A 19,580-nucleotide genomic window follows, 5' to 3' on the forward strand; every position below is an offset into this window, starting at 1 on the left:
CTGACACTACGATCAGTGCCGGGCCAAAGGTCAGAGTGTAACGCCCGAACGGGTTACCTGCAGGCCCCCTGATCATGAGGGCCCCATCGAGATGAGCCTGTTCGACTAGGGCGTGTCCTGCCGATCTTGTAGGGGTTGGTCGTTGACGATGTGTCGGTGGTGCGTCGTGGTGAGTTGACCGATGAGGCGTGGGCGGTGATCGCGCCGCTGCTACCGGAGCCGGGCGGTGCTCGTGGGCGGTGGCGAGATCACCGGCAGGTCATCAACGGGATTTTGTGGAAGCTGCGCACGGGTGCGCCGTGGCGTGACCTGCCCGAACGTTTCGGGCCGTGGAAGACCTGCCATGAGCGGCTGCGTCGGTGGAGCGCCGACGGGACATGGGATCGGATCCTCGCGGCGGCGCAGGTGCACGACGACGGCACACCGGTGCAGTGGACGATCAGCATCGACTCGTCGATCGTGCGGGCGCATCAGCATGCCGCTGGCGCCCGCAAAAAGGGGGCTCCCCGACAAGTCCGGCGACGCCTGGTGCGCAAGATGGCGAGGCCATCGGCCGATCACGCGGAGGACTGAGCACGAAAATCCACCTCGCAGTCGACGGACGCGGCCGGCCGTTGTCGATCCTGCTCACCCCGGGCCAGGCCGGCGACAACCCCCAGCTCCTCGCCCTGCTCGACGCGATCCGCGTCAACCAGCCCGGACCGGGCCGGCCCCGCAAACGTCCGGACGTGCTGATCGCGGACAAGGGCTACGCCCATGACTCCACCCGTCGAGCCCTGCGCCAACGCGGGATCCGGCACGTCATCCCCGAACGCAGCGACCAGATCGCCCGCCGCGCCGCCAAGGGCAGCACCGGCGGGCGACCACCCGCCTTCGACAAGGCGACCTACCGCAAACGCAACGTCGTGGAACGCTGCTTCAACCGACTCAAGCAATGGCGTGACCTGGCCACCCGCTACGCCAAACGCGCATCCCTCTACCGAGCCAGCCTGATCCTCATCGCCGCCATCATCTGGCTTCCATGATCGACAGGACAGGCCCTAGGCTCCGCCTCCACAACGGACGGCGCTAACGGCGTGGCATCACAGGTGCGCAGGGACGGGGAGAGAAACAGTGGTCGAAACGTACAAGGATGCACGCAGCGCCGGTGGTGGCCGCGCCATCGTCGCACGAATATATGACTACCTCCTTGGCGGCGATCAGAACTTCCCCGCAGACCGCGAAGCCGCACGACAGCTCTTGCAGGCTGTTCCCGACGCGGCCGACATCGCCTGGTCCAACCGCCTGTTTCTGCGGCGCGCGGTCCGAGTGCTGGCCGAAGCGGGCATTCGACAGTTCCTCGACCTCGGCTCCGGCATCCCCACCCAGGGCAACGTGCACGAGATCGCCCAGGCGGTCGACCCCACCAGCAGAGTGCTGTACGTGGACATCGACCCCGTCGCGGTTGTCGCGTCCAACGAGCTTCTGATGGGCATCCCGGGCTGCCGGGCCATCGAAGGCGATTTCACCCGCCCCGACCTTGTTATCGATGCCCTCCACGAGGGTGACCTCGCCAGCGTGATCGACCTCGACCAGCCCACCGCGCTGCTCTACTGCGCGGTGTTGCAGCAGGTGCCCGACGATCGGGTCGATGAAGTCGTGGCACCAATCCGCGACCGGCTTGTCCCCGGCAGCGCGATGGTGCTCTCGCACCTGAGTGCGGCGGCTGTTACGGACACATATGAAGAGTCGAGCGTGTCAACGGCGAAGAGTGTGTTTCGCACTCAAGCGGCAACCGAGATCACCCTCCGCACCGACGCGCAGCTCACCGCGCTCTTCGGCGACTACACGCTCATGGCGCCAGGCCTCGTGCCGCTCGGCGAATGGCGACCCGAGTTGAGCGAGCCGGACCCCTACGCCGCGACGCCGGCGCGTTCACCGATGCGGGGTGCCGTGGCCACCAACTGACCGCTGAGACCAAGACGGGCGCGAGATCGGGAGCCGGATGTCGTAGGCGCTCGCGATACTCGCGGCTATGGCAACCGGAGCGACCTGCCCGCACTGCGGCGCCGCTGGAACGCGCGCTCTGCCTGCGGTGCGCGCAACGGGGGCGCGAGTGGCGCGTACGTCCACCACGACATTGGCAGGGGGAATGCTTGCCGTACGCAGCCGCAGTGCCATGGCGTCGTCGAGCCTTCTGGCTGTGCAACTACGGCCCCCCTGCGCACTCCCGTTCGGCGTCGCGGCCAGCGGCAGTAGCAGCAGCATGTGCGGGAATCGTGGTCTTCCTCAGCTACGGGCTGCTGGCCGCACCACCGCCCTCCGCGCAGGACTCCGCTGCGGGCATGTTCGCAGCGGCGATTCTCACCGCTGTGGGCGGCGCGGCTGGGCTGCTCGCGGCTGTCCGCCGGCACCGTGCTCAGGGATCGCGGGCGGTGACGGAGCGGGCGATGTGGGTGTGGCGTTCAGGGACCTGGTGTGGAAGCTGTCACCACGTGGCCCTGCCGGTCCCCGGCGCAGGCCGCCGGGTCATCGTGAGCGCGGAGCAGGCGTACCAAGCGGTTCACGACCTCGCGCGAGTGGATGCCGGTGGGGCACCGCGGCTGGCAACGTAGAAGCTGCCCAACTCAGCCACGGCGGAGGCCCGAGCGGGAAGCTGCCAAGATCGACTGCCGGCGACTTCCGGTGTTGGGTGCGCTTCCCAACACGGCTGCCCATCACCGGGACGACTCACCCCACTGCGCGGTGCCATCTTGCTGGCGGCCGGCGGTCTGCTCGCGCCATGTGCCCGGCGACGGTGCGCGCAGGAGGCGGTCGACCATTTCCAGGGCTTCCTCCGGGGAGTCGAACTCCCAGCGCAGCACGTTGCCCGTCTCGCTGTCGCCAGCTCGGGCAACCACCTTCCAGTGGGTCTGTCGGATGAGCCAGACGTCGCGGCGCGCGAGGCGACCCCACGTTCCGTTCCACCATCTCCGTGCTACCTCATCCACAACATGATCGTACGCATGTTCGAACAAGTGTTGTGTGGCCTCCCCGCGAACGGGTCATTCGCAGCGATCCTCGGCACCCCGGCCGCGCGCCTCGCAGCAGTCGGGGCGGTGCCGGTAGACCCGCAGATCGCACCCCTGCCGCTGGGCGAAGTCGGGCGTCGCCTCGTACAGGCAGGCCCGCCACACGACAGCCCGCCCGACGGCAGACACCACCTGGCCGTCGCCAGGTCCGCCGCGCAGCAGCACCCTCATGCCACCCGACGGTACGCAGCCCAGCGACAAGCGGCGACGGATTCGTCGCCGACCTTGGGTAACCCCCGCAGGTCAGGAGGCGCTTGCCGGCGGAACCCCGGTTCGGAGAGCAGGCCCTGCGCCCGGAGTTGCGCGGCAGTGGAACATAAGCAGCCGGACGACTGGCAGGCAGAGCTGCCGCCGTCGTGTGCACCGACGGCGGGCCGTGACAGGGCCTGCGAACATAGTGGCCCGGCCGGGCGGATAGGCTTTTTGAGGGCTTCGCCTGCGGTGCGGTGTGGGGACGGCTGGGGCAGGGGGACAGCGGTGCCGAGAAGGCTTGTGGTGGCGGAGTGGGAGGACGGGCAAGAACCGTTCGACTCGCGGAAGAAGCCGGGCAGCTACAGCCCAGCAACACATCTACCGGGCAGTTCACGCAAAGCCGGGGAGATGACGATCACGCTGCCGACGGAAGAGGACCTGGCTGAGCGTCCTGGAGAACCGCCGGAGCACCGCCAGCGCGCTGCCGCCCAGCGGCCGTTGCAGCGCGGCGATAACCCCGCCGTCGATGCCTTGGCCGACGCCCTTGTCCTCGCTGCGACGAAGGCCGTGGATTGGGTTTTTGAGACAGGGGCCCGAAGGCCTGGGCGTGGGGTAACCAGACCGTGGCGGATTGGAAGTCTAGACGAGCAAGAGCTGCCGTTGAGCCCGCTGCGTCCGTGGAGGTCGAGCCGGTCGCAGTACAGGTTGAGCCAGCTGACGTGACACACGTTGCGGGTACCGCGGTCGAGGCGGACAAGCCCATTATGAGCTGGACCGAGGTGCAACAGCGCCTTCGCGTAGCCGACGCGGCCGAACAACTCCGTGACCAGCAGATAAAACTGGTGCTGGGGTCACGGATCGTCGATGATGGCGACCTGACGGAGCTGGGCAGCGCGGCCGCGCCGTCCACGCAGGCGCAGGTGGGTGCCAGTGACCAGCTGATGCTGCAAGCAACGCCATCGCTGGCTGGCGCAGATCTCCGGGTCCAGCTCGACGGCATCCGCAAGCGCGACTGCTGGCAGGGCGACGGCACACCTGTTCAGCGGACGTGAAAGTACTGCAAGCATCGGCACGTCGCGGCGGTTCGGAGCCCGGTTCCCGCTTTGCACCAGGCTGTTTGTTCAGACGGGTAGAGACGAGTCGTCGGCCGCCGGGCGCGTGCCGGCGACTGGGGTGGGTTTGCCGGCGGTGACGTTCCAGCTCCACCCTGGCAGTGCAGCAAGCAAGGCGGCCCGCTCGTTGGTTATCTTCCCGGCCCGGTACTCATCGCGGCGTTTCGCCGCCCAGCGGCCGAGCGGAAAGCCGTCATCGGTGACATGCGAGACGGCGACCCGGGCGTGACCGTGTACCGCCACGTAACCGGTCAACGCGGTGATGCCCCGAGTGAAGTGCTCATCCTGCGGGTCCCACGACCACCCTGGCAATGCAGCAAGCAAGGCGACCCGTTCGTCGGTTATCTTCCCGGCCCGGTACTCATCGCGGCGTTTCGCCGCCCAGCGGCCGAGCGGAAAGCCGTCATCGGTGACATGCGAGACGGCGACCCGGGCGTGACCGTGTACCGCCACGTAACCGGTCAACGCGGTGATGCCCCGAGTGAAGCGCTCATCCTGCGGGTTCCACGACCACCCTGGCAATGCCTCGAGTTCCGCAGCGCACTCTTCTGGCAGGCGGCTGCGGCGGCGGTCCCCGCGGCGTTTGTTGACCCAGCCGCCCAGCCAGAAACCGTCAGCGGTGACGTACCGATGGGGCACGCAGGCGTCACCGCTGCCGGTGACATATGCGCGAAGCGCCGCCAAGCCCTGCGCGAAGCCGTCGGCGATCGGGTCCCAGCTCCACCCCGGCAGGGCTTCGAGCAGTTCACGCCGGTGCGGCGACAGCGTGCCACGTCGATACTCAGCCCGGCGGTTCGCCGCCCAGAAACCTAGCTGGATGCCGTTGGCGGTTGTGTGAGACGACGGCACCGCCGCGGTGCCGGTTTCCGCGACGTAGCTCTGCAGGGCGTCGAACGCGCGGTCGAAGCGAGTCTTGTGGGTATCCCATGTCCAGCCGGGCAGCGCCTCGAGTTCGGCTATCCGGTCCGGTCGCAGCTGACCCGCCCGCCGGTTGCTCCGGCACGCTTCCACCCAGCCACCGAGCCGGAATCCTTCCTCGGATACGTGATCCTTGGGAACGTAAGCGTCGCCCGCCTGCGCTACATACGTGCGCAGTACAGCCAGCCCTTCTGCGAAGGCGCTCTCGTGAGGTTGCCAGATCCAACCGGGCAAGGACTCTAGCGCCGCGGCTCGGTGGGCCGCCAACCGACCGGCCCGGTAGTCCGCCCGGCAGCGTCCCACCCAGGCGCCCAGCCGGAAGCCGTCCGCAGTCCGGTAGGTGCCCGGAACCTGTGCGGCTCCCATCTCGTCGACGTATCGGCGTAGGCAGGCCAGCCCGGCATCGAACTTGGATTCCCGGGTCTCCCAACTCCACCTGGGCAACGCCGCAAGCCGTGCGGCGCGGTTGGCGGCAAGCCGGCCGGCCCGATGGTCCGCCCGGCGCTTAATCACCCAGGCACCAAGGCCGAACCCGCTCGCCGTCACATGGTCGCGAGGCACCAGGGCGTGGCCTTCGCGTGCGACGTAGACTTCAAGCTCGACCAGGCCCCTGTGAAACGCCGCCATACGGCTGTGCCAGCTCCACCCGGGCACGACCTCCAGTTGCGCCGTACGGTCTGCGGCCAGTAGCCCACGGTTGTGCTCGACCCGCCGACGGGTGACCCAGGCGCCCAACGCAAGTCCGTCTGCGGTGACGTGGTCCTTTGGTACGAGGGCATGCCCGTTTTCGGTGGCGTACTCCCACAGGGCGGCTAGCCCGTCCGGGAAACTGGTGTCCTCCACCTCCCACACCCATCCCGGCAGCTGCTCCAACTGCGTCACCCGGTGTGCCGAGAGAAGTCCCTTCCGGTACTCGCCTCTGCGCGTACTGACCCATCCGCCCAATCTCACTCCGGAAGCGGTGACATGCGCCTGCGGCGGACTGGCATGACCGTTCTGCTGGACGTACTGCTGAAGTGCGTCGAAACCGATGGTGAACGCCGTGTCGTGCCGATCCCAAACCCATCCCGGCAGATTCTCAAGTCGCACCGCCCGAGCCTTGGACAGCCGGCCCTGCTTCCGCTCGGTCCGCCGCTTCACCACCCACCTGCCAAGGGCGAATCCGTCGCTAGTGACGTGGTCGCCGTACACGAGCGCGGTGCCGTTCTCGCGCACGTAGCGCTGCAACTTCCCGAATCCGTAGAGGAAGCTGCTTGTCGTAGTCTCGACAATTCGCACCCGGAGCCGGTCCGCCAGTTCCACGCCGTTGAGCGTGGGCAGATCGAGGACGAGCTTGTCCAGCGCCGATGGGCGGATGCCAGCGCCAGCGCCAAGGTCGACGCGCAGTTTGTCGAGTTGCTCGGCGAACGTCTCATCGTGATCTCGCAGTGCGGCCAGCACCTGCCAGACGCTGTCGAACGCGCTGCTGGTCAGCGCAGTGTCCGGGTCGTCGGCCGGCTGAAGCACGACAGGAAGAATGATCAGGCTCTTGGTACCCCGTGTTCCGAGGCGCAGCGCCCGGCCAACCGCCTGCACGATGTCGACGGCTGATCGCCGTGGGTCGGCGAATAGGACCGCGTCTAGGTCCGGCAGGTCAACGCCGGTCGTGAGGCACCGGGCGTTCGCGAGCAAGGTCCTGGCGGGTCCACCGGTCTGCCCGGTAGCGCCCAATGTCCGCAGCAGGCCGTTGCGCTGGCTGGTCGGCATCGTGCCGCAGATGTGGGCGGCCTGGATCGGACCCGGGTCGGCGGCCGGGGCGACCGCTGGAAGGTCGTTGACGAGCGCGGCGAACGTACGGGCCCGGCTGACCCGGGAGTGGAAGCTGAGCGCGGTGCGAACTCCCTTCTCCCGCATCGCCCGGCCGATCGCCACCACGGCGGCGAACGTGGCGCCGTCGACGGGTTCACCTGCGGCGCCGACGATCGCCCGCTCGACCGCCGGATGAGCTGCACCGCCGCGGGCGCGGTCGTGGGCGGCCACCTCCGGAGCGGTGACGCCGAGAACCAGAACCTCGTAGTCGGCCAGCAGACCGAGCCCGATGGCCTCACCGAAAGTGAGCCGATGTGCGACCGGGCCGAACACTGCCCGGTCGTCCATGCTGGAGGTGACGGCGTCCAGCTCCGCGGCACTGCGGGAGAGGTGGGCCGGCACCACTCGCGGCGTCGCCGTCGCGAACACCCGGCGGCGAGTCCGGATCCGCCGGCTATCCAGTACGGTGGCGAACGCGGCGGAACAACGGCCGGCAACATAATGCGCCTCGTCGGCCACCACGAGGTCGAACGCTTCGGTAGCACTGTCGGCCATGGCCTCGGCGATCACCGGACTGGAATGGTACGTGGAGAAAACCGCAAGAGGTCGTTGATCATCCAGACCCTCGGCGAGGTGTTTCCGCAGCTCGACCACGTTGGTGAGCACCGGGACAGGAAGGTCGGCTGGCGATACATGCAGTTCGTCATTGTCGGCCCTGGCCACCGTCGGGTCGCCGCAGACGGCCACCGCCCGAAGGCCTCCCGTGGGGCCGGCCTGAGCTGACCACTCTCGCAGCGTCTGAGCAAGCAGCGACAGGCTTGGCAACAGCACCAGCATCCGGCGGGCGCCGACGCGCTCGGCGATGCCGTGACACGTCAGCGTCTTGCCGGTGCCGCACGCCATCACCAGCGACGCGCGAGCCTCATCGGCGGCAGACAGCTGCGCATCCAGTTCCGCCACCATCGCGTCGACCGCGTCGACCTGATGGTCCCGCAGGGCTCGGCGCGCCAATCGCATGGATATCGTTGGCTGCGCGTCGGCCAGCGCGGCAATGCTGGCGGGCCAAGTTGCCGCCGACTCCTCGAGACCTGCCCGGCCAATCACCGTCACCGGGGCCGCCTGGTCCCGGATGACACGGCGGGCATTCGGCGCCAGCCGATCGGTCGACATGACCAGCAGTCGGCGTTCGAACTGCCCTGTCGCGGAGGCCGCAAGGAAGGAATCGACGTCGGACTTGGTGACCGTGGTGCCAGCGGCGTACCCCTTGCATTGCACCGCCCAGAGTCCTCCGCCAACCGATTGGACGACAAGATCGATACCGATGTCGGGGCCGGTGGCGCCGGGCCAATCAGGCCACGGCCATACGTGGTCGACCTGGGGACCCCACACCGGGTCCGCCCGGAGCCAGTACCGGACCAACGCCTCGAATTGGCGTCCCCGCGCAGCTTTGCTTCCGGTACCGATCTCGGCGAGGAGCCGAGCGAGGTAGCCGGGCGAACACGGCGTAGGCGGCCCTGTCACCGTTGTACTACACGACGCCGTTGTACTGACTGTCACGACGGCAGGGTGACACGAGGGTATGACAACCTCTGGGCGACTACAGTTGCACGCGCTGCAACCGCTCGGACATGGCCGATCGCGGCGGGCGAAGGATCCAAAGTACGGTGCGGGTGCGCCGAGCACGGGCATGGCTGGTGCTATCCCGCGTGGGCGAGACAGCATTCACCCCCAGGGCTGCAGCCCGACCAGACGCCCACCAGGAAGACCTCGAGTAATCAATCGCAGTCCGCAGAAGCCTCGATTCAGCCGGCTAGTCCCGCTGCAACACATATCCGCTCGGTCAGATTGCCGAGGCCGATTGAATACGTTCGAGTGCACCGATCTTCGGCGTGATCGGGTGCACTGTTCTCGGCAGATCCGCGCACTGCCACGCGCAGCACCAGCAGCCTTGGCCCTCACGCACCGCTACTTGACTCTCGGCGAGGCAGCCGCGGACAGGCCCGTGCCGGGGCCTGTTATGGCCGTCCCGGTGGAGCCCATCTCGTCCGCCATAGCCACCCGAGGGACCACGCGGTCATCGAGAGGTTCAGGAAGTGTGACGCCACAGGTCGCGCAGGGGCGCCCAGGAGGAGCCGAGACCTTCCTCCCAGTAGGCGGTCAGGATCCCGGCGACAGGCTGCGCGGGATCGCTCCACCACAGTGCGGCCACCGTCTGTCCGGCGTGCTCTCCGGCGGGCACTCGGTAGGCGTACTCGACGTGAAGCTGCGGAGGGTGTTCGGCGAGCGTTGGGGTGGGTTGCAGCATGCCGGGAGCCAGATGTTGTGACTGCTCCGCCTGGGCTGCGTATCGAGCGTGGGCTGTATCCCGATCGGCAATGCTGCGATATGAGATCCAGTAGACGGTGACGATCCCGGCGGTGCATCGGGTACGCGTCTGCTCGCCGTCGCCGCGCTCAGGTCCTCCGCTTTGGGTATCGCCGGTGCAGTCGCTCATGCGGGCGAGCCAGGGCGCGGCGAAGTCGGCGAGCTGCTTCGTCGGGATGTGGCTGCGATTGACGCTGGCCTGACGCTCGGCGAACGGACCTTCGGCATCGCCTGTGGGGCGGTCCCTTGGGCTCTCCGAGGATGTGGGTGCACACCAGCTCGCGAAACCGGTGCCGAGCCCGGCACCGGCAAGGAGCACCGCGAGGATCATGGCCACCAGCCGGGCGCGGCTGGTCCTTGGTCGATGACTGTGCGGGCTGGCGGCGTGGGCTGGAGTGGAGACGCCGCCTGCAGGACGTACGGGAGTGACGGCAGGCGCCCGGCCAGGCGCCCTCGCCGGCACGTCGTCGTGGCCGGTCGGCCAGATCGCCTGGTCCGGGCCCTGCCTCGTCACAGTTGCCCTCCCTATTTGTGTCGTGGCGTTAGCCGATCTTGCGTCGACGGCCGGCAAGGACCAGACCTGCGCCGATGAGGACCGCGCCGGATCCGACCGCCGTGATCGAGGCGACGCGCACCCCGGTCACGGGCAACCCTGGTCCTTGATCGGCGCCGCCAGCGACAACCGCGGCGTCGGACGTCGGCGTGGACGTGTTCGAGACGCTGCTGGACGGCCGCGAGGGCTTGAGCGGAGGCCGGGCCGTCGGTGATTTGCTCGGTTCAGGGAGCGGTGGCGTGGAGGGCTCAGGGCCCGGAGGTGTGGTGGGTTCCGGATCCGGCCCCGGGTCGGTGGGATCGGGCTCCGGCGTCGCGGTGGGATCCGGCGCGGGCGGGCTCATGTCGGTGCTGGTCGCCTCCGCGGTCGCGGCCCTCGTCGCCGACGCGTCCGGAGCAGGAGTGGCATCGGCGAGTGTGGGTGAGGCTGCGACCATCAGGCCGACAGCTGCGCTGGCTGCCGATATTGCCAGGACATTCCAGGTGCGAATCGATCCGAAATGCACGAGTAATTTCCTCCCCCTCGAAGTGTTGAACTCGGCCTTGACGGAAGGTGCGATGCTCCGCCGTGCTGTGAGGAAGAAACGTAGCTTCTTGCTGTGTCAGCTACCAGCGTGATGCGCGCCGGAGGATTACCTTCTGGCGGACATAATCCCAGGTCAACCGTGCCTGCATAATGTGGTGACTGGACTGGTGAAACCGACTAGTACTCCAGCCGGGGATTGTGATCACGGCTCGGTGAGGGCTTGTCGGGTGTAGTGGCTGGTCATGGCTTGGGCTTGGTGGCGTCGTCGGCGGATGGACCAGAGCAGTGGGTCCGCTCGGCGGCGGGTGGGTTCGATGATCAGGACGTGGAACAGGTGGCGTAGTTCGTTGACGGTCAGTCGGATCAGCCCGGCCGGTTGATGGTGGTGGTTGGCGGTCGCGGCGGCGAGGAATGCGTGGGCGAGGATCACCAGGGTGGTCCAGCGGTGCCATGACGTCCAGCGGCGGTGTTGGTGCTGGTCGAGGCCGAGTCCGGTCTTCGCGGCCTGGAACGATTCTTCGATTTTCCAGCGGCGGCCGGCGACCGTGACCAGGCGGTGGAGTGGGACGGGTTGCGGTGACCAGCAGCGGTAGAAGGCCAGTTCACCGGTGCGGCGGTTGCGGCGGGTCAGGAGCCAGTGGTGTCCGCCGTGTGCGTCGGTGGCGTGCGGTAGGGCGGTGTAGGACCAGTCGTACCAGCGGTGGCCTTTCGCGCCTCGGCCGGCGGAGATGCGCTGCCAGGCGGTGGTGGGAAGACCGGTGGCCAGGGCGTCGACGCGGTGGACGCCGAGGCTGGTGGTGACCTGGTGGGAGCGGGCCACGGCCAGGACGTAGCCCAGGCGCAGCTGACGTAGCCGGGCGGCCAGGCGTGGATCGTTGCCGTAGGCCTCGTCGCCGGCCACCCACCCGCACGGCAGCCCGGCGGTGACCGCGGTGGTGATCATCCGGGACGCCAGCTGCGGTTTCGTGGCGAACCGCACCTGCTCGGGGACACCGGCCCGTGTCCGGCGTTCGGGGTCGTCGCACCAGGATTTCGGCAGGTAGAGGGCCGCGTCGAGCATCGCGTGAGCGGTGTCGGTGGCGTAGACGAGGTGCACGGCGAGCTGGCAGTTCTCGATCTTCCCGGCCGTGCCTGAGTACTGCCGCTGGACACCGACGGTGTGCCGGCCCTTCTTCAGGTCCCCCGTCTCGTCGATGACCAGCACCGCCTCGGTATCACCGAGGTGCTGGGCGACGAACTCGCGGACATCGACACGAACGGCGGCGTCGTCCCAGCGCACCCGGGTCAACAGGTCCTGCATCCCGTCCGGGCCGCTGTCACCGGCGTGCTCGGCGATCGTCCAGCAGTTCTTCGACGGTAACGGCGCCAGCAGGCCCCGGACGAAGTCACGCACCCGACGGCGAGGCTCGGGCCTGCGGAAACGTCCCCCGACCGTCAGCATCAGGCCGTCGAACAACACCCGCCACCGCTGAGCGTCTACCCTGTATCCCGCAGCCACCGCCGCGTCATGGTCAGTCCACACAACCGCCCATGATCGACGGTGGCTGCACCCGTTCACACACCACACCAAGCCCCAGCTCAGCCAAGGTCAACATCCCCGGCTGGAGTACTAGTAGTGGCCGGAAACGTAGACACTCCGGTTGGGCGTGTGCTGAATTGATCGCGTTGTTGGCGCAGACCTCACAACGGGGGAGCAGGTCTACGCCCGGAGCCCGCGACATCATCCGCGCGTGCTGCTAGCTCGCGCCCCCGGATAGGTGCGTCAAATGGCTTTGCTGCCACTTCCCTTCGGCTGTCAGTCGCCTAGTCGTCGACGGGCGATTCCCTACGGCTTGATGCTTCGCGCGGCGATCGCAATGTGGGGCCTCGCCGCCGTGGCGCTGGCAGCGTCCGGCTGCACCGGCGCCGCTAAGTCTTCGCCTGTTCCCGGCGCGACCTCCACCGCCATAGCGGGCGCCTCGACGACGCCAGCCGCGCCACCCTCGACCGCGACCCTCTATCGCCCGATTGACGCGCTATGCAGCAAGCTGGACCTGCGCTCCGTCGCCGACATCATCGGGCTGGTAGGGAGCCGGCAGGAGAGCTCCCGAACGAGCGGCAGCACCGCCAACCTGGCGTGCACCGCCACGGTGGGGCGCCTACCCAACGGTGTCGTGATGACGGTGCACGTCGACATCGTGGAGCCTGACTCGGCTCGCCTGATGTATGAGGGCATCCGGCAGGCGCAGCAGGACGCTGGCCCGGTCAACGATCTGACCGGCGTCGGCGGCGCCGCCTACACCTACACAGACGAGTCGACCGGCTTCAACTTGGCCACCTACGACGCGAACCTGTACCTGACAATCGCGGCCGCGCCGCTGCGCCTCGGGGCTGCGCTGCCCGGCGACCTGCCCGCCCGGCTGGTGGCCGTAGCGACCTCAACTCTGGCCGCCCTGCGCACCTGATCAGGCCGCCGCGACGCGATCCACCGGAACGCCGATCCCGACAACGCCTCGCCTGCCCATCGGTCCGACCGTCCTTGGAGATTTCCTGTGCCCACAACACCTCTACCCGCTGTGTTACCGGGAGCGGGCGACACCGACTACGCCCGCTACATGCGCATAGACGACCTGCTGTCCTTGCAGAAGGGACCGGGGGAGTGGGTACACCCTGACGAACTGTTGTTCCAAGTCGTGCACCAGAGCAGTGAACTGTGGCTCAAGCTCACCCGCTCACATCTCGCCAGGGCCCTCGCGCACATGGCCGCAGATCAACCGTCCGCGGCGGAACTCCTCCTCCATCGGGCTGCGGAAGCGCTGAGGCTCATCACCGAGCACCTGCGCATCCTGCGGTCACTGCCACCGGCGCAGTTCGCCGTCATCCGGACCGCGCTCGGCAACGGTTCAGGGTTCGAGAGCCCCGGGTGGCGGCTTCTCCGCGAAGCGACCACGGAGCTGGACATCGCGTTCGCCCGGCTGCTGTCCTCGCTGCGCCTCACCCCCGTCGACCTGTACAGGGGACAGCCGTCGGACCCGCTGTACCGGCTCGCCGAGGCGCTGGTGGAGCTGGACGAGCGGATCGCGCTGTGGCGCACCGAGCACTACAGCGTCGCCACCCGTGTCATCGGTCAAGGCGTGCTCGGCACGGGCCGTACCCCGGTTGACAGCCTCACCAAGCTCATCGCCCACCGCCGGTTTCCGACCCTGTGGGAAGCCCGCAGCGAACTCACCGAAGCGTTCTCGCGCGTGGCCTGTCCCCGGCAGGTGCAGCCGTGACCGCCGCGGCACTGGCCCGACCCGCGTTGCTCCGGCAGCGGTTGGCCACGCCATCCGGCAGCGCCCATCTGGCGGCGTGCAGCATCGCCCCCCGCACCCTCGATCTGGAACAGGCCGTTGCCCGGATGCTCAACGACCTCTCTCGGCCAGGCTTCTGGCAAGCATGCGAGGAGCAGGTCGCCCAGGCCCGCCAGCTGTTCGCCCGGCTCATCGGCGCCGACGCCGACAAGGTCGCGATCCTGCCCAACGCCAGCGTTGCCGCGCACCAGGTGGCGGCCGGCCGCCGGTGGCGACGACGCCGGGAAATCCTCACCACCCCCGCCGAGTTCCCGGGGATCGCTCATATCTGGATGGCCCAACCCGGTGCGCAGGTGCGCTGGTGTGGCACTCCCGGCGGGACGGTGCACACCGGCGACTACCTGTCGGCGATCACACCCCGTACCGCGCTGGTGTCGGTGCCCGCCGTCACCTACCGCGACGCCATCCGCCTCGACATCGCACGTATCGCCGATGCCGCGCACGAGACCGGTGCTGCCGTATTCGTCGACGCCTACCAGGCCGCCGGCGTCATTCCCCTCGACGTCGACGCCCTGCGCTGCGACTACCTCGTCACCGGCACCGGCAAGTATCTGCTCGGGCTGCCCGGCTTGGCGTTCCTCTACGTCCGGCATCCTGGCGGTCGGCCGCCGGCGCTCACCGGCTGGCTCGGCCGCACGGACCCCCATGCCTTCCGCACCACCGTCCTGGACTCGCCGCCGCACGCCCGGCGCTACGAGACCGGCACCCCCGCCGCAGCCGCCGTCTACGCCGCTGTCGCCGGCCTGTCCCTGATCGGTGACCTCGACCTGCGGCAGGTACGCCGCCACACCCAGCGGCTCATCGCCATGACCGCGCAGCGGCTGGCCGCCCAGGGCGAGGTCGTGCGTCTGGCCGCCGACGTCGATGCGCAAGGCGCACACCTGGCGCTCATCGAGCTACACGCGGAGGCGATGGCCGCCTGGCTCGGACACCGCGGTGTCATCACCGCGCCCCGTAGCGGTGTCCTGCGCTTGGCCATGCACGCCTACACCACGAACGAGGACATCGACGCCGTATGCGAGGCGATCGCCGCGTACCGGTGCCGCAGCCGCACCCGCCCTGGAGCGGCCCGATGAATCCCGAGCCGCTGCACCGCTGGCTGGCCCACCGACGACCCACCACACACCGCTTTCCTTACGACACTGTCGTCGACGCCTACCTCTACTACGGCAAGCACTTCATCCCCGAGGCATGGACCACGCCGCTGCGCTCCGCCCGTGAGCGCCTGCCCGAGGTGTCAGGACCGCGCGCATACCTGGCCGACTTCCTGGCCGTCGCCCTCGACAAGGTCGACGGCAGGTACGACTACCGCACATACCTCGCCCTGCCCCTCCTACCGTTACCTGACGCGGAGAGCAACGCCGAACCGGCAGACCAGCTGCTGGCCCGCCGCGACCACCTGCACACCTTGCTCCTGACCGACCTCATCTCCTTCGAGCTGCGCGCCCTCGACAGCACCGGGGCGCCGCTGCCCCAGATGCGTCCCGACGCGATGGTGGTGAGGAAACGGGCGCGACACGCGGTACGCGCCGCTGCTCCCGCACTGCGCCGGCTCAGCTTCGACATCCCTGCCGCCGGCGATCCGATGGCGCTGGCCCGCCGCCTGGCCGCGCTGACCGCAATCGATCGCACCGCAGCTGACCGGCTGATGCTGCGGACCACCATGCTGCCGGTCGAGCGCGTCCACGACGAGTACCTGTTTATCCGGGTCCTGCAAGCCTTTGAGTCCACCCTCGCCCTGCTCGCCGTGGACCTCACCGCAGCCATCACCGCCGTGGACGAAGACCGTCTGCCCGCGGCCGGCACGCGCCTGTCCTTCGCGGCCTCGCTCCTGCGCGAGACCGCACCGCTGTGGTCGCTGCTGGCCACCATGCAACCGGAGGCGTTCCACGCCTTCCGCGTCTACACCGACGGGGCAAGCGCCATCCAGTCCCGCGCCTACAAGCTGGTCGAATCGCTGTGCCGCACTCCCGACCCGCAGCGTCTGCACTCAGTGGCGTACCTGTCCGTGCCCGACGTGTACGCCCGCGTCATCAATGGACAGCGCAGTCTCGACGAAGCCCTGGACGCCGTCCGCGCCGACCATCGAGCTCTCGCGCAAACGCCCATTCTGGCCGACGGGATGCGGCAGTTCGCCGCCGCCGTGCGCCAATGGCGGCGCACCCACTACCGCCTCGCCGTGCGAATGCTCGGCACCGAACGACCAGGCACCGGCGCCACGCCGGGAACGCCTTACCTCCTCCACGGCCGCGACCAAAAGGTCTTCCGCAACAGCGACGCCCACGATCCTGAGGAGCGGTGACCGATGACTGCGCCATCGACCGTGCGCCGACGGGCGGGCATGCCCCACGATCAGCTGCCAGCCCAAGCCCACGCCTTCCTCCGCCAACGGCACAACGAGTTAGGGATGCCCGGCCTCGCGCGCCGCTGGCGAGAGGTGCGCGCCGAGATCCGCGCGAACGGGACGTGGCGGCCGACCTACGACGAGCTGGCCTACGCGGCGCGGGTGGCCTGGCGCAACTCCGGCCGCTGCATCGGCCGGCTGCGCTGGCCCAGCCTCATCGTCCGCGACCGCCGCCACATCACCACCCTGCAAGAGGTGCGGCGAGAACTGGCCGCTCACCTCGACGAAGCCACCAACGGCGGACGGATCCGCTCCGTCATCACCGTCCTCCCACCCGCCACACACACCGGCCCGCCCCCGGTGCGCATCATCAGCCCGCAGTTGGCCCGCTACGCGGCCTGGCAGAGCAGAGACGGCGTCCTCGGTGACCCCACCAACGTGGCCTTGACCCACCTGGCCACCTACCTCGGCTGGTCAGGACCCACTCGGCGTGGCCTGTTCGACATCCTGCCCTGGATCGCCGCCACCAACGACGGGAGACTGCACCTGCTACCGGCCGAGCCGGCGCACATCCTCGAAGTGCCGATCCACCACCCCGATCATCCGTGGATCGCTGACCTCGGACTGCGCTGGCCCGCCGTACCCGTCATCAGCAACATGGTGCTCCACTTCGGTGGCCTGCAGTTCCCTGCTCCGTTCAGCGGCACCTTCATGGCTTCCGAGATCGCCACCCGCGACCTCGCCGACGAACACCGCTACCACCAACTCCCCGCCATCATCGCCGGCCTGGGCCTCGACGACCGCGACCGGCTGCGCGCCGACAAAGCCCTGCTCACCCTGCACGAAGCCGTGCTGCACAGCTTCGAAGCGGCGGCCGTGTCCATCACCGACCACCACCGCGAAAGCCGGGCCTTCGCCCGCTTCGTGCAACACGAGGAAGCAGCCGGCCGCGTCGTGGTCGGTGACTGGAGCTGGCTCAACTCCTACCCGATGACTCCTCAGGACCCCTCCTGGAGTCGCTACTACAACACCGGCCAACCCACCCCGGCCCTTCTTCCGGACCCGTACTGCCTCGCCCTCACCGCCGGCCACCCCAGGCCCGGCCACGAACCCTCACTGCGTCAGCGCGCCGACGTCCCCCCGGCCGCTGCCGCCACACCCAACTACGCAAGGGAGGACACGTGTCCACACGCACACCCGCCAAGGCACATCGGCGACTGACCCGTCTGGCTTCGGCGGCCGTCACCCTGACGGCCGTCACCGCCGAGTTCGTCGGTGTCTCCGGCGGGCCCGCCCAGGCCGCCGGCTGCCGCGCCGCACCGTACAGCGCGAAATTCGGGGCCGCCGACTACTTCATGCAGTACGACGGCGTCGAAGTCATCAGCTACCCCAAGTACCCCAGCTACTACCGCACCACCAGCCAGTGCCGCGATATCCAGGTCCGCAACACCGGCGACGGCGTGGACTTCGGCCCCTTCTACGCCTGCGTCAACTTCTACGGACGTGCCACCTGCAACAACTGGACCTACGTGCCCGTCGGCCAGTGGCGCAACCTGGCCACCAACGTCAAGGACGGCACCAGGTTCTACGTCTGGGTCCGCATCGACATGGGCAGGTACTACGGATTCAGGGCCGTCGGCGACTGGTGATCGAGCTTGGGGCCTGCGGTTGCGCGGGCCCCAAGCTCCCGTACCGCTAGTAGTCGCCAATTGGAACGCGTTGCATCGATGCGATGAGACCTGAGAGCTCGGCTCCCGAGCAGGCCACCTACATCCTAGGATGCCTAGCGGATGTGATCTTCTCGGAAGCGGCAAGTTTGGGGTTGAGGTCGCCGAGAACCAGATTCTATGAACTAGATGTGCGGGGAGTCGGAGCAATGGCTTTTGCGAATGCGGCATCCGGAGGTGACGAGGGCGCGAGGCGACCGGCCAAGGCACCAACATCATTGCTGGCAGCCATCGGTCTCCCGGCCCCTCGGAGACGTAGATCCGCGAATGGCGGCCATTGGCAATACTGTCTCAGTGTCATGGACGTGCGAGGGCGGCTTGCCGATCGAGCACCGGTTCGCGCAATGGGGTGGAGCCCGGGCGACTCGCTGAACGGCAAAGTAGGGGATGGCTTCATCACAATCCAGCGCGGCGAGGACGGGACCTGTCTGGTGACAGCACAGGGCCACCTCCGCGTACTCTCTCCTATCAGGCATTCGGCCGACCTGTGCGGCGGTGAACGACTCTTGGTGGTGGCGCGGAGGAAGGAAGGAGCGGTCATCCTTTGCACCATGGACCTTGTGGAGTCTGCGCTCGCAGCTTTCATTCGCAGTGACTCAGGTGGTGTTACATGACCGGCCTGTTGCCGAATGGACTAACCAACCAAGAGGTAGCCGCCCTGCGGTCGATTCTTGCGCGGATCCCCAACGAAAGGTCACCTGGACCGTCGGCAATCGGCGAAGCGCCGGAAGTCCCGACCTTTCGCGACTACATCCAGCGCGTATCGGTGGCCGTTGCTCCAGGCTCCCGCCGGATTTATGAGAGCTACTGGAAGCGAATCGACCAGTGCTGGGGCGAGCGCAAGCTGAACGACCCGACACCATCCGAAATCTCGGCGCTTGTCGAGCAGATCCGCGCGAGTGCGGTCGTGCGGAGTAACTCACGCGGGGGTCGATCAGCGGCTGAGCACACGGTCTCCGCCCTTCGCTGCCTCTATGCATTCGCGGTCGCCGACGGCTTGATTGCCGACGCGGAAGATCCAGCTCGACGGGTGGCGAAGCCCCGAAGGCTGCCGAGTAATCGACACGCCCTGACGGAACGTCAGCTTGCGCAGATTGTGGAACACGCAGGGAGTACGGGAAATGATCCGCACCTAGACTCCCTGATTCTGCGGCTTCACATCGAAACAGCCTGCCGGCGGGGTGGAGCGCTCGGTCTGGACCGGGCGGACCTGGACCTCGATAACTGCTGCATTCGGCTCACAGAGAAGGGCGGGACAGTTCGCTGGCAGCCCGTCTCGCCTTCTATGCTGCGTATGCTTGTCCGGCACTACGAAGAGCGCGGGAACAACGGCGGCGATACGCAACTACTCAGATACCGGTCGGGCGCTCCGTTGACGAGCCGTCGCTACGATCATCTCTGGCAGCGATTGGGGCGTCGCCTCCCTTGGGTCCAAGCCCAGCAGGTATCGACACATTGGCTACGGCATACCACGTTGACCTGGGTTGAACGGAACTTTGGATACGCCATCGCAAGAGCATACGCCGGCCATACCGGTCGTTCGGACGCCGGTGTGACAAGTACCTACGTCAAGGCAGATATCTACGATGTTGCTCGGGCGCTATCCGCGCTTTCGGGCGAGCCGCATCCGCTCCTTGCCGAGGAGTAAGCCCCGGGTGCTTCGGTAAGTCGCCGG

The 19,580-nt window shown here is 68.1% G+C and carries 15 protein-coding genes and 1 pseudogene; 11 read left to right on the forward strand and 5 right to left on the reverse strand.

Annotated features, from left to right (window positions below):
* Positions 1-159 precede the first annotated feature (159 nt).
* Both FHX31_RS08525 and FHX31_RS08530 read left to right on the forward strand, forming a co-directional pair.
* A protein-coding gene (locus FHX31_RS08525) for an IS5 family transposase (protein ID WP_013474031.1) occupies positions 160-1,025 on the forward strand; the annotation gives its coding sequence in 2 pieces (ribosomal slippage) (positions 160-493 and positions 493-1,025; 867 coding nt in all).
* 88 nt (positions 1,026-1,113) lie between these two features.
* Positions 1,114-1,947, forward strand: coding sequence for an SAM-dependent methyltransferase (locus tag FHX31_RS08530; protein ID WP_184975694.1), 834 nt, complete (start codon positions 1,114-1,116; stop codon positions 1,945-1,947).
* Between the two features lie 762 nt (positions 1,948-2,709).
* Here FHX31_RS08530 and FHX31_RS08535 read toward each other — a convergent pair.
* Together FHX31_RS08535 and FHX31_RS08540 are read right to left on the reverse strand one after the other, a co-directional pair.
* A pseudogene (locus FHX31_RS08535) lies at positions 2,710-2,996 on the reverse strand (hypothetical protein).
* Between the two features lie 27 nt (positions 2,997-3,023).
* Entirely contained in the window at positions 3,024-3,221 is a 198-nt protein-coding gene (locus FHX31_RS08540; RefSeq protein WP_071098572.1) for a hypothetical protein, read from the reverse strand.
* Between the two features lie 698 nt (positions 3,222-3,919).
* On the opposite strand from FHX31_RS08540, the gene FHX31_RS08545 reads away from it, so the two are divergent.
* A complete protein-coding gene (locus tag FHX31_RS08545; RefSeq protein ID WP_184975697.1) occupies positions 3,920-4,294 on the forward strand; it encodes a hypothetical protein in 375 nt (124 codons plus the stop codon).
* Between the two features lie 69 nt (positions 4,295-4,363).
* On the opposite strand, the gene FHX31_RS08550 is transcribed toward FHX31_RS08545, so the two are convergent.
* Positions 4,364-8,617 (reverse strand): DEAD/DEAH box helicase, encoded by a 4,254-nt coding sequence (locus FHX31_RS08550; RefSeq protein WP_184975700.1) that lies wholly within the window; start codon positions 8,615-8,617, stop codon positions 4,364-4,366.
* 529 nt (positions 8,618-9,146) lie between these two features.
* A complete protein-coding gene (locus tag FHX31_RS08555; protein WP_071099053.1) occupies positions 9,147-9,755 on the reverse strand; it encodes a hypothetical protein in 609 nt (202 codons plus the stop codon).
* Positions 9,756-10,126: 371 nt separating this feature from the next.
* On the opposite strand from FHX31_RS08555, the gene FHX31_RS08560 reads away from it, so the two are divergent.
* Entirely contained in the window at positions 10,127-10,594 is a 468-nt protein-coding gene (locus FHX31_RS08560; protein WP_143025375.1) for a hypothetical protein, read from the forward strand.
* A 110-nt stretch (positions 10,595-10,704) separates the two neighbouring features.
* On the opposite strand, the gene FHX31_RS08565 is transcribed toward FHX31_RS08560, so the two are convergent.
* Positions 10,705-11,943 (reverse strand): IS701 family transposase, encoded by a 1,239-nt coding sequence (locus tag FHX31_RS08565; RefSeq protein ID WP_030275456.1) that lies wholly within the window; start codon positions 11,941-11,943, stop codon positions 10,705-10,707.
* A gap of 325 nt (positions 11,944-12,268) precedes the next feature.
* Here FHX31_RS08565 and FHX31_RS32565 point away from each other — a divergent pair, with 325 nt between their 5' ends.
* The 7 genes from FHX31_RS32565 (at position 12,269) to FHX31_RS32570 (ending at position 19,553) form a co-directional block, all read left to right on the forward strand.
* Positions 12,269-12,946: a hypothetical protein gene (locus tag FHX31_RS32565; RefSeq protein ID WP_255368301.1), complete on the forward strand. Its 678-nt coding sequence runs from the start codon at positions 12,269-12,271 to the stop codon at positions 12,944-12,946.
* Positions 12,947-13,033: 87 nt separating this feature from the next.
* Positions 13,034-13,756 carry a tryptophan 2,3-dioxygenase family protein gene (locus tag FHX31_RS08575; protein WP_083395335.1) on the forward strand — a complete coding sequence of 241 codons (723 nt, stop codon included), beginning with the start codon at positions 13,034-13,036 and terminating at the stop codon, positions 13,754-13,756.
* Positions 13,753-14,910 carry an aminotransferase class V-fold PLP-dependent enzyme gene (locus FHX31_RS08580; RefSeq protein WP_255368302.1) on the forward strand — a complete coding sequence of 386 codons (1,158 nt, stop codon included), beginning with the start codon at positions 13,753-13,755 and terminating at the stop codon, positions 14,908-14,910. Before FHX31_RS08575 ends, FHX31_RS08580 begins: the two co-directional genes overlap by 4 nt.
* Positions 14,907-16,136: a tryptophan 2,3-dioxygenase family protein gene (locus FHX31_RS08585; protein ID WP_071099058.1), complete on the forward strand. Its 1,230-nt coding sequence runs from the start codon at positions 14,907-14,909 to the stop codon at positions 16,134-16,136. Before FHX31_RS08580 ends, FHX31_RS08585 begins: the two co-directional genes overlap by 4 nt.
* Positions 16,137-16,139: 3 nt before the next feature.
* Entirely contained in the window at positions 16,140-17,399 is a 1,260-nt protein-coding gene (locus tag FHX31_RS08590) for a nitric oxide synthase oxygenase (RefSeq protein WP_143025376.1), read from the forward strand.
* Positions 17,360-17,827 carry a hypothetical protein gene (locus tag FHX31_RS08595; protein WP_071098579.1) on the forward strand — a complete coding sequence of 156 codons (468 nt, stop codon included), beginning with the start codon at positions 17,360-17,362 and terminating at the stop codon, positions 17,825-17,827. Before FHX31_RS08590 ends, FHX31_RS08595 begins: the two co-directional genes overlap by 40 nt.
* A gap of 688 nt (positions 17,828-18,515) precedes the next feature.
* Positions 18,516-19,553: a tyrosine-type recombinase/integrase gene (locus FHX31_RS32570; RefSeq protein WP_083395337.1), complete on the forward strand. Its 1,038-nt coding sequence runs from the start codon at positions 18,516-18,518 to the stop codon at positions 19,551-19,553.
* Positions 19,554-19,580: the final 27 nt, after the last annotated feature.

The organism is Micromonospora sp. CNZ286 (assembly GCF_014207755.1).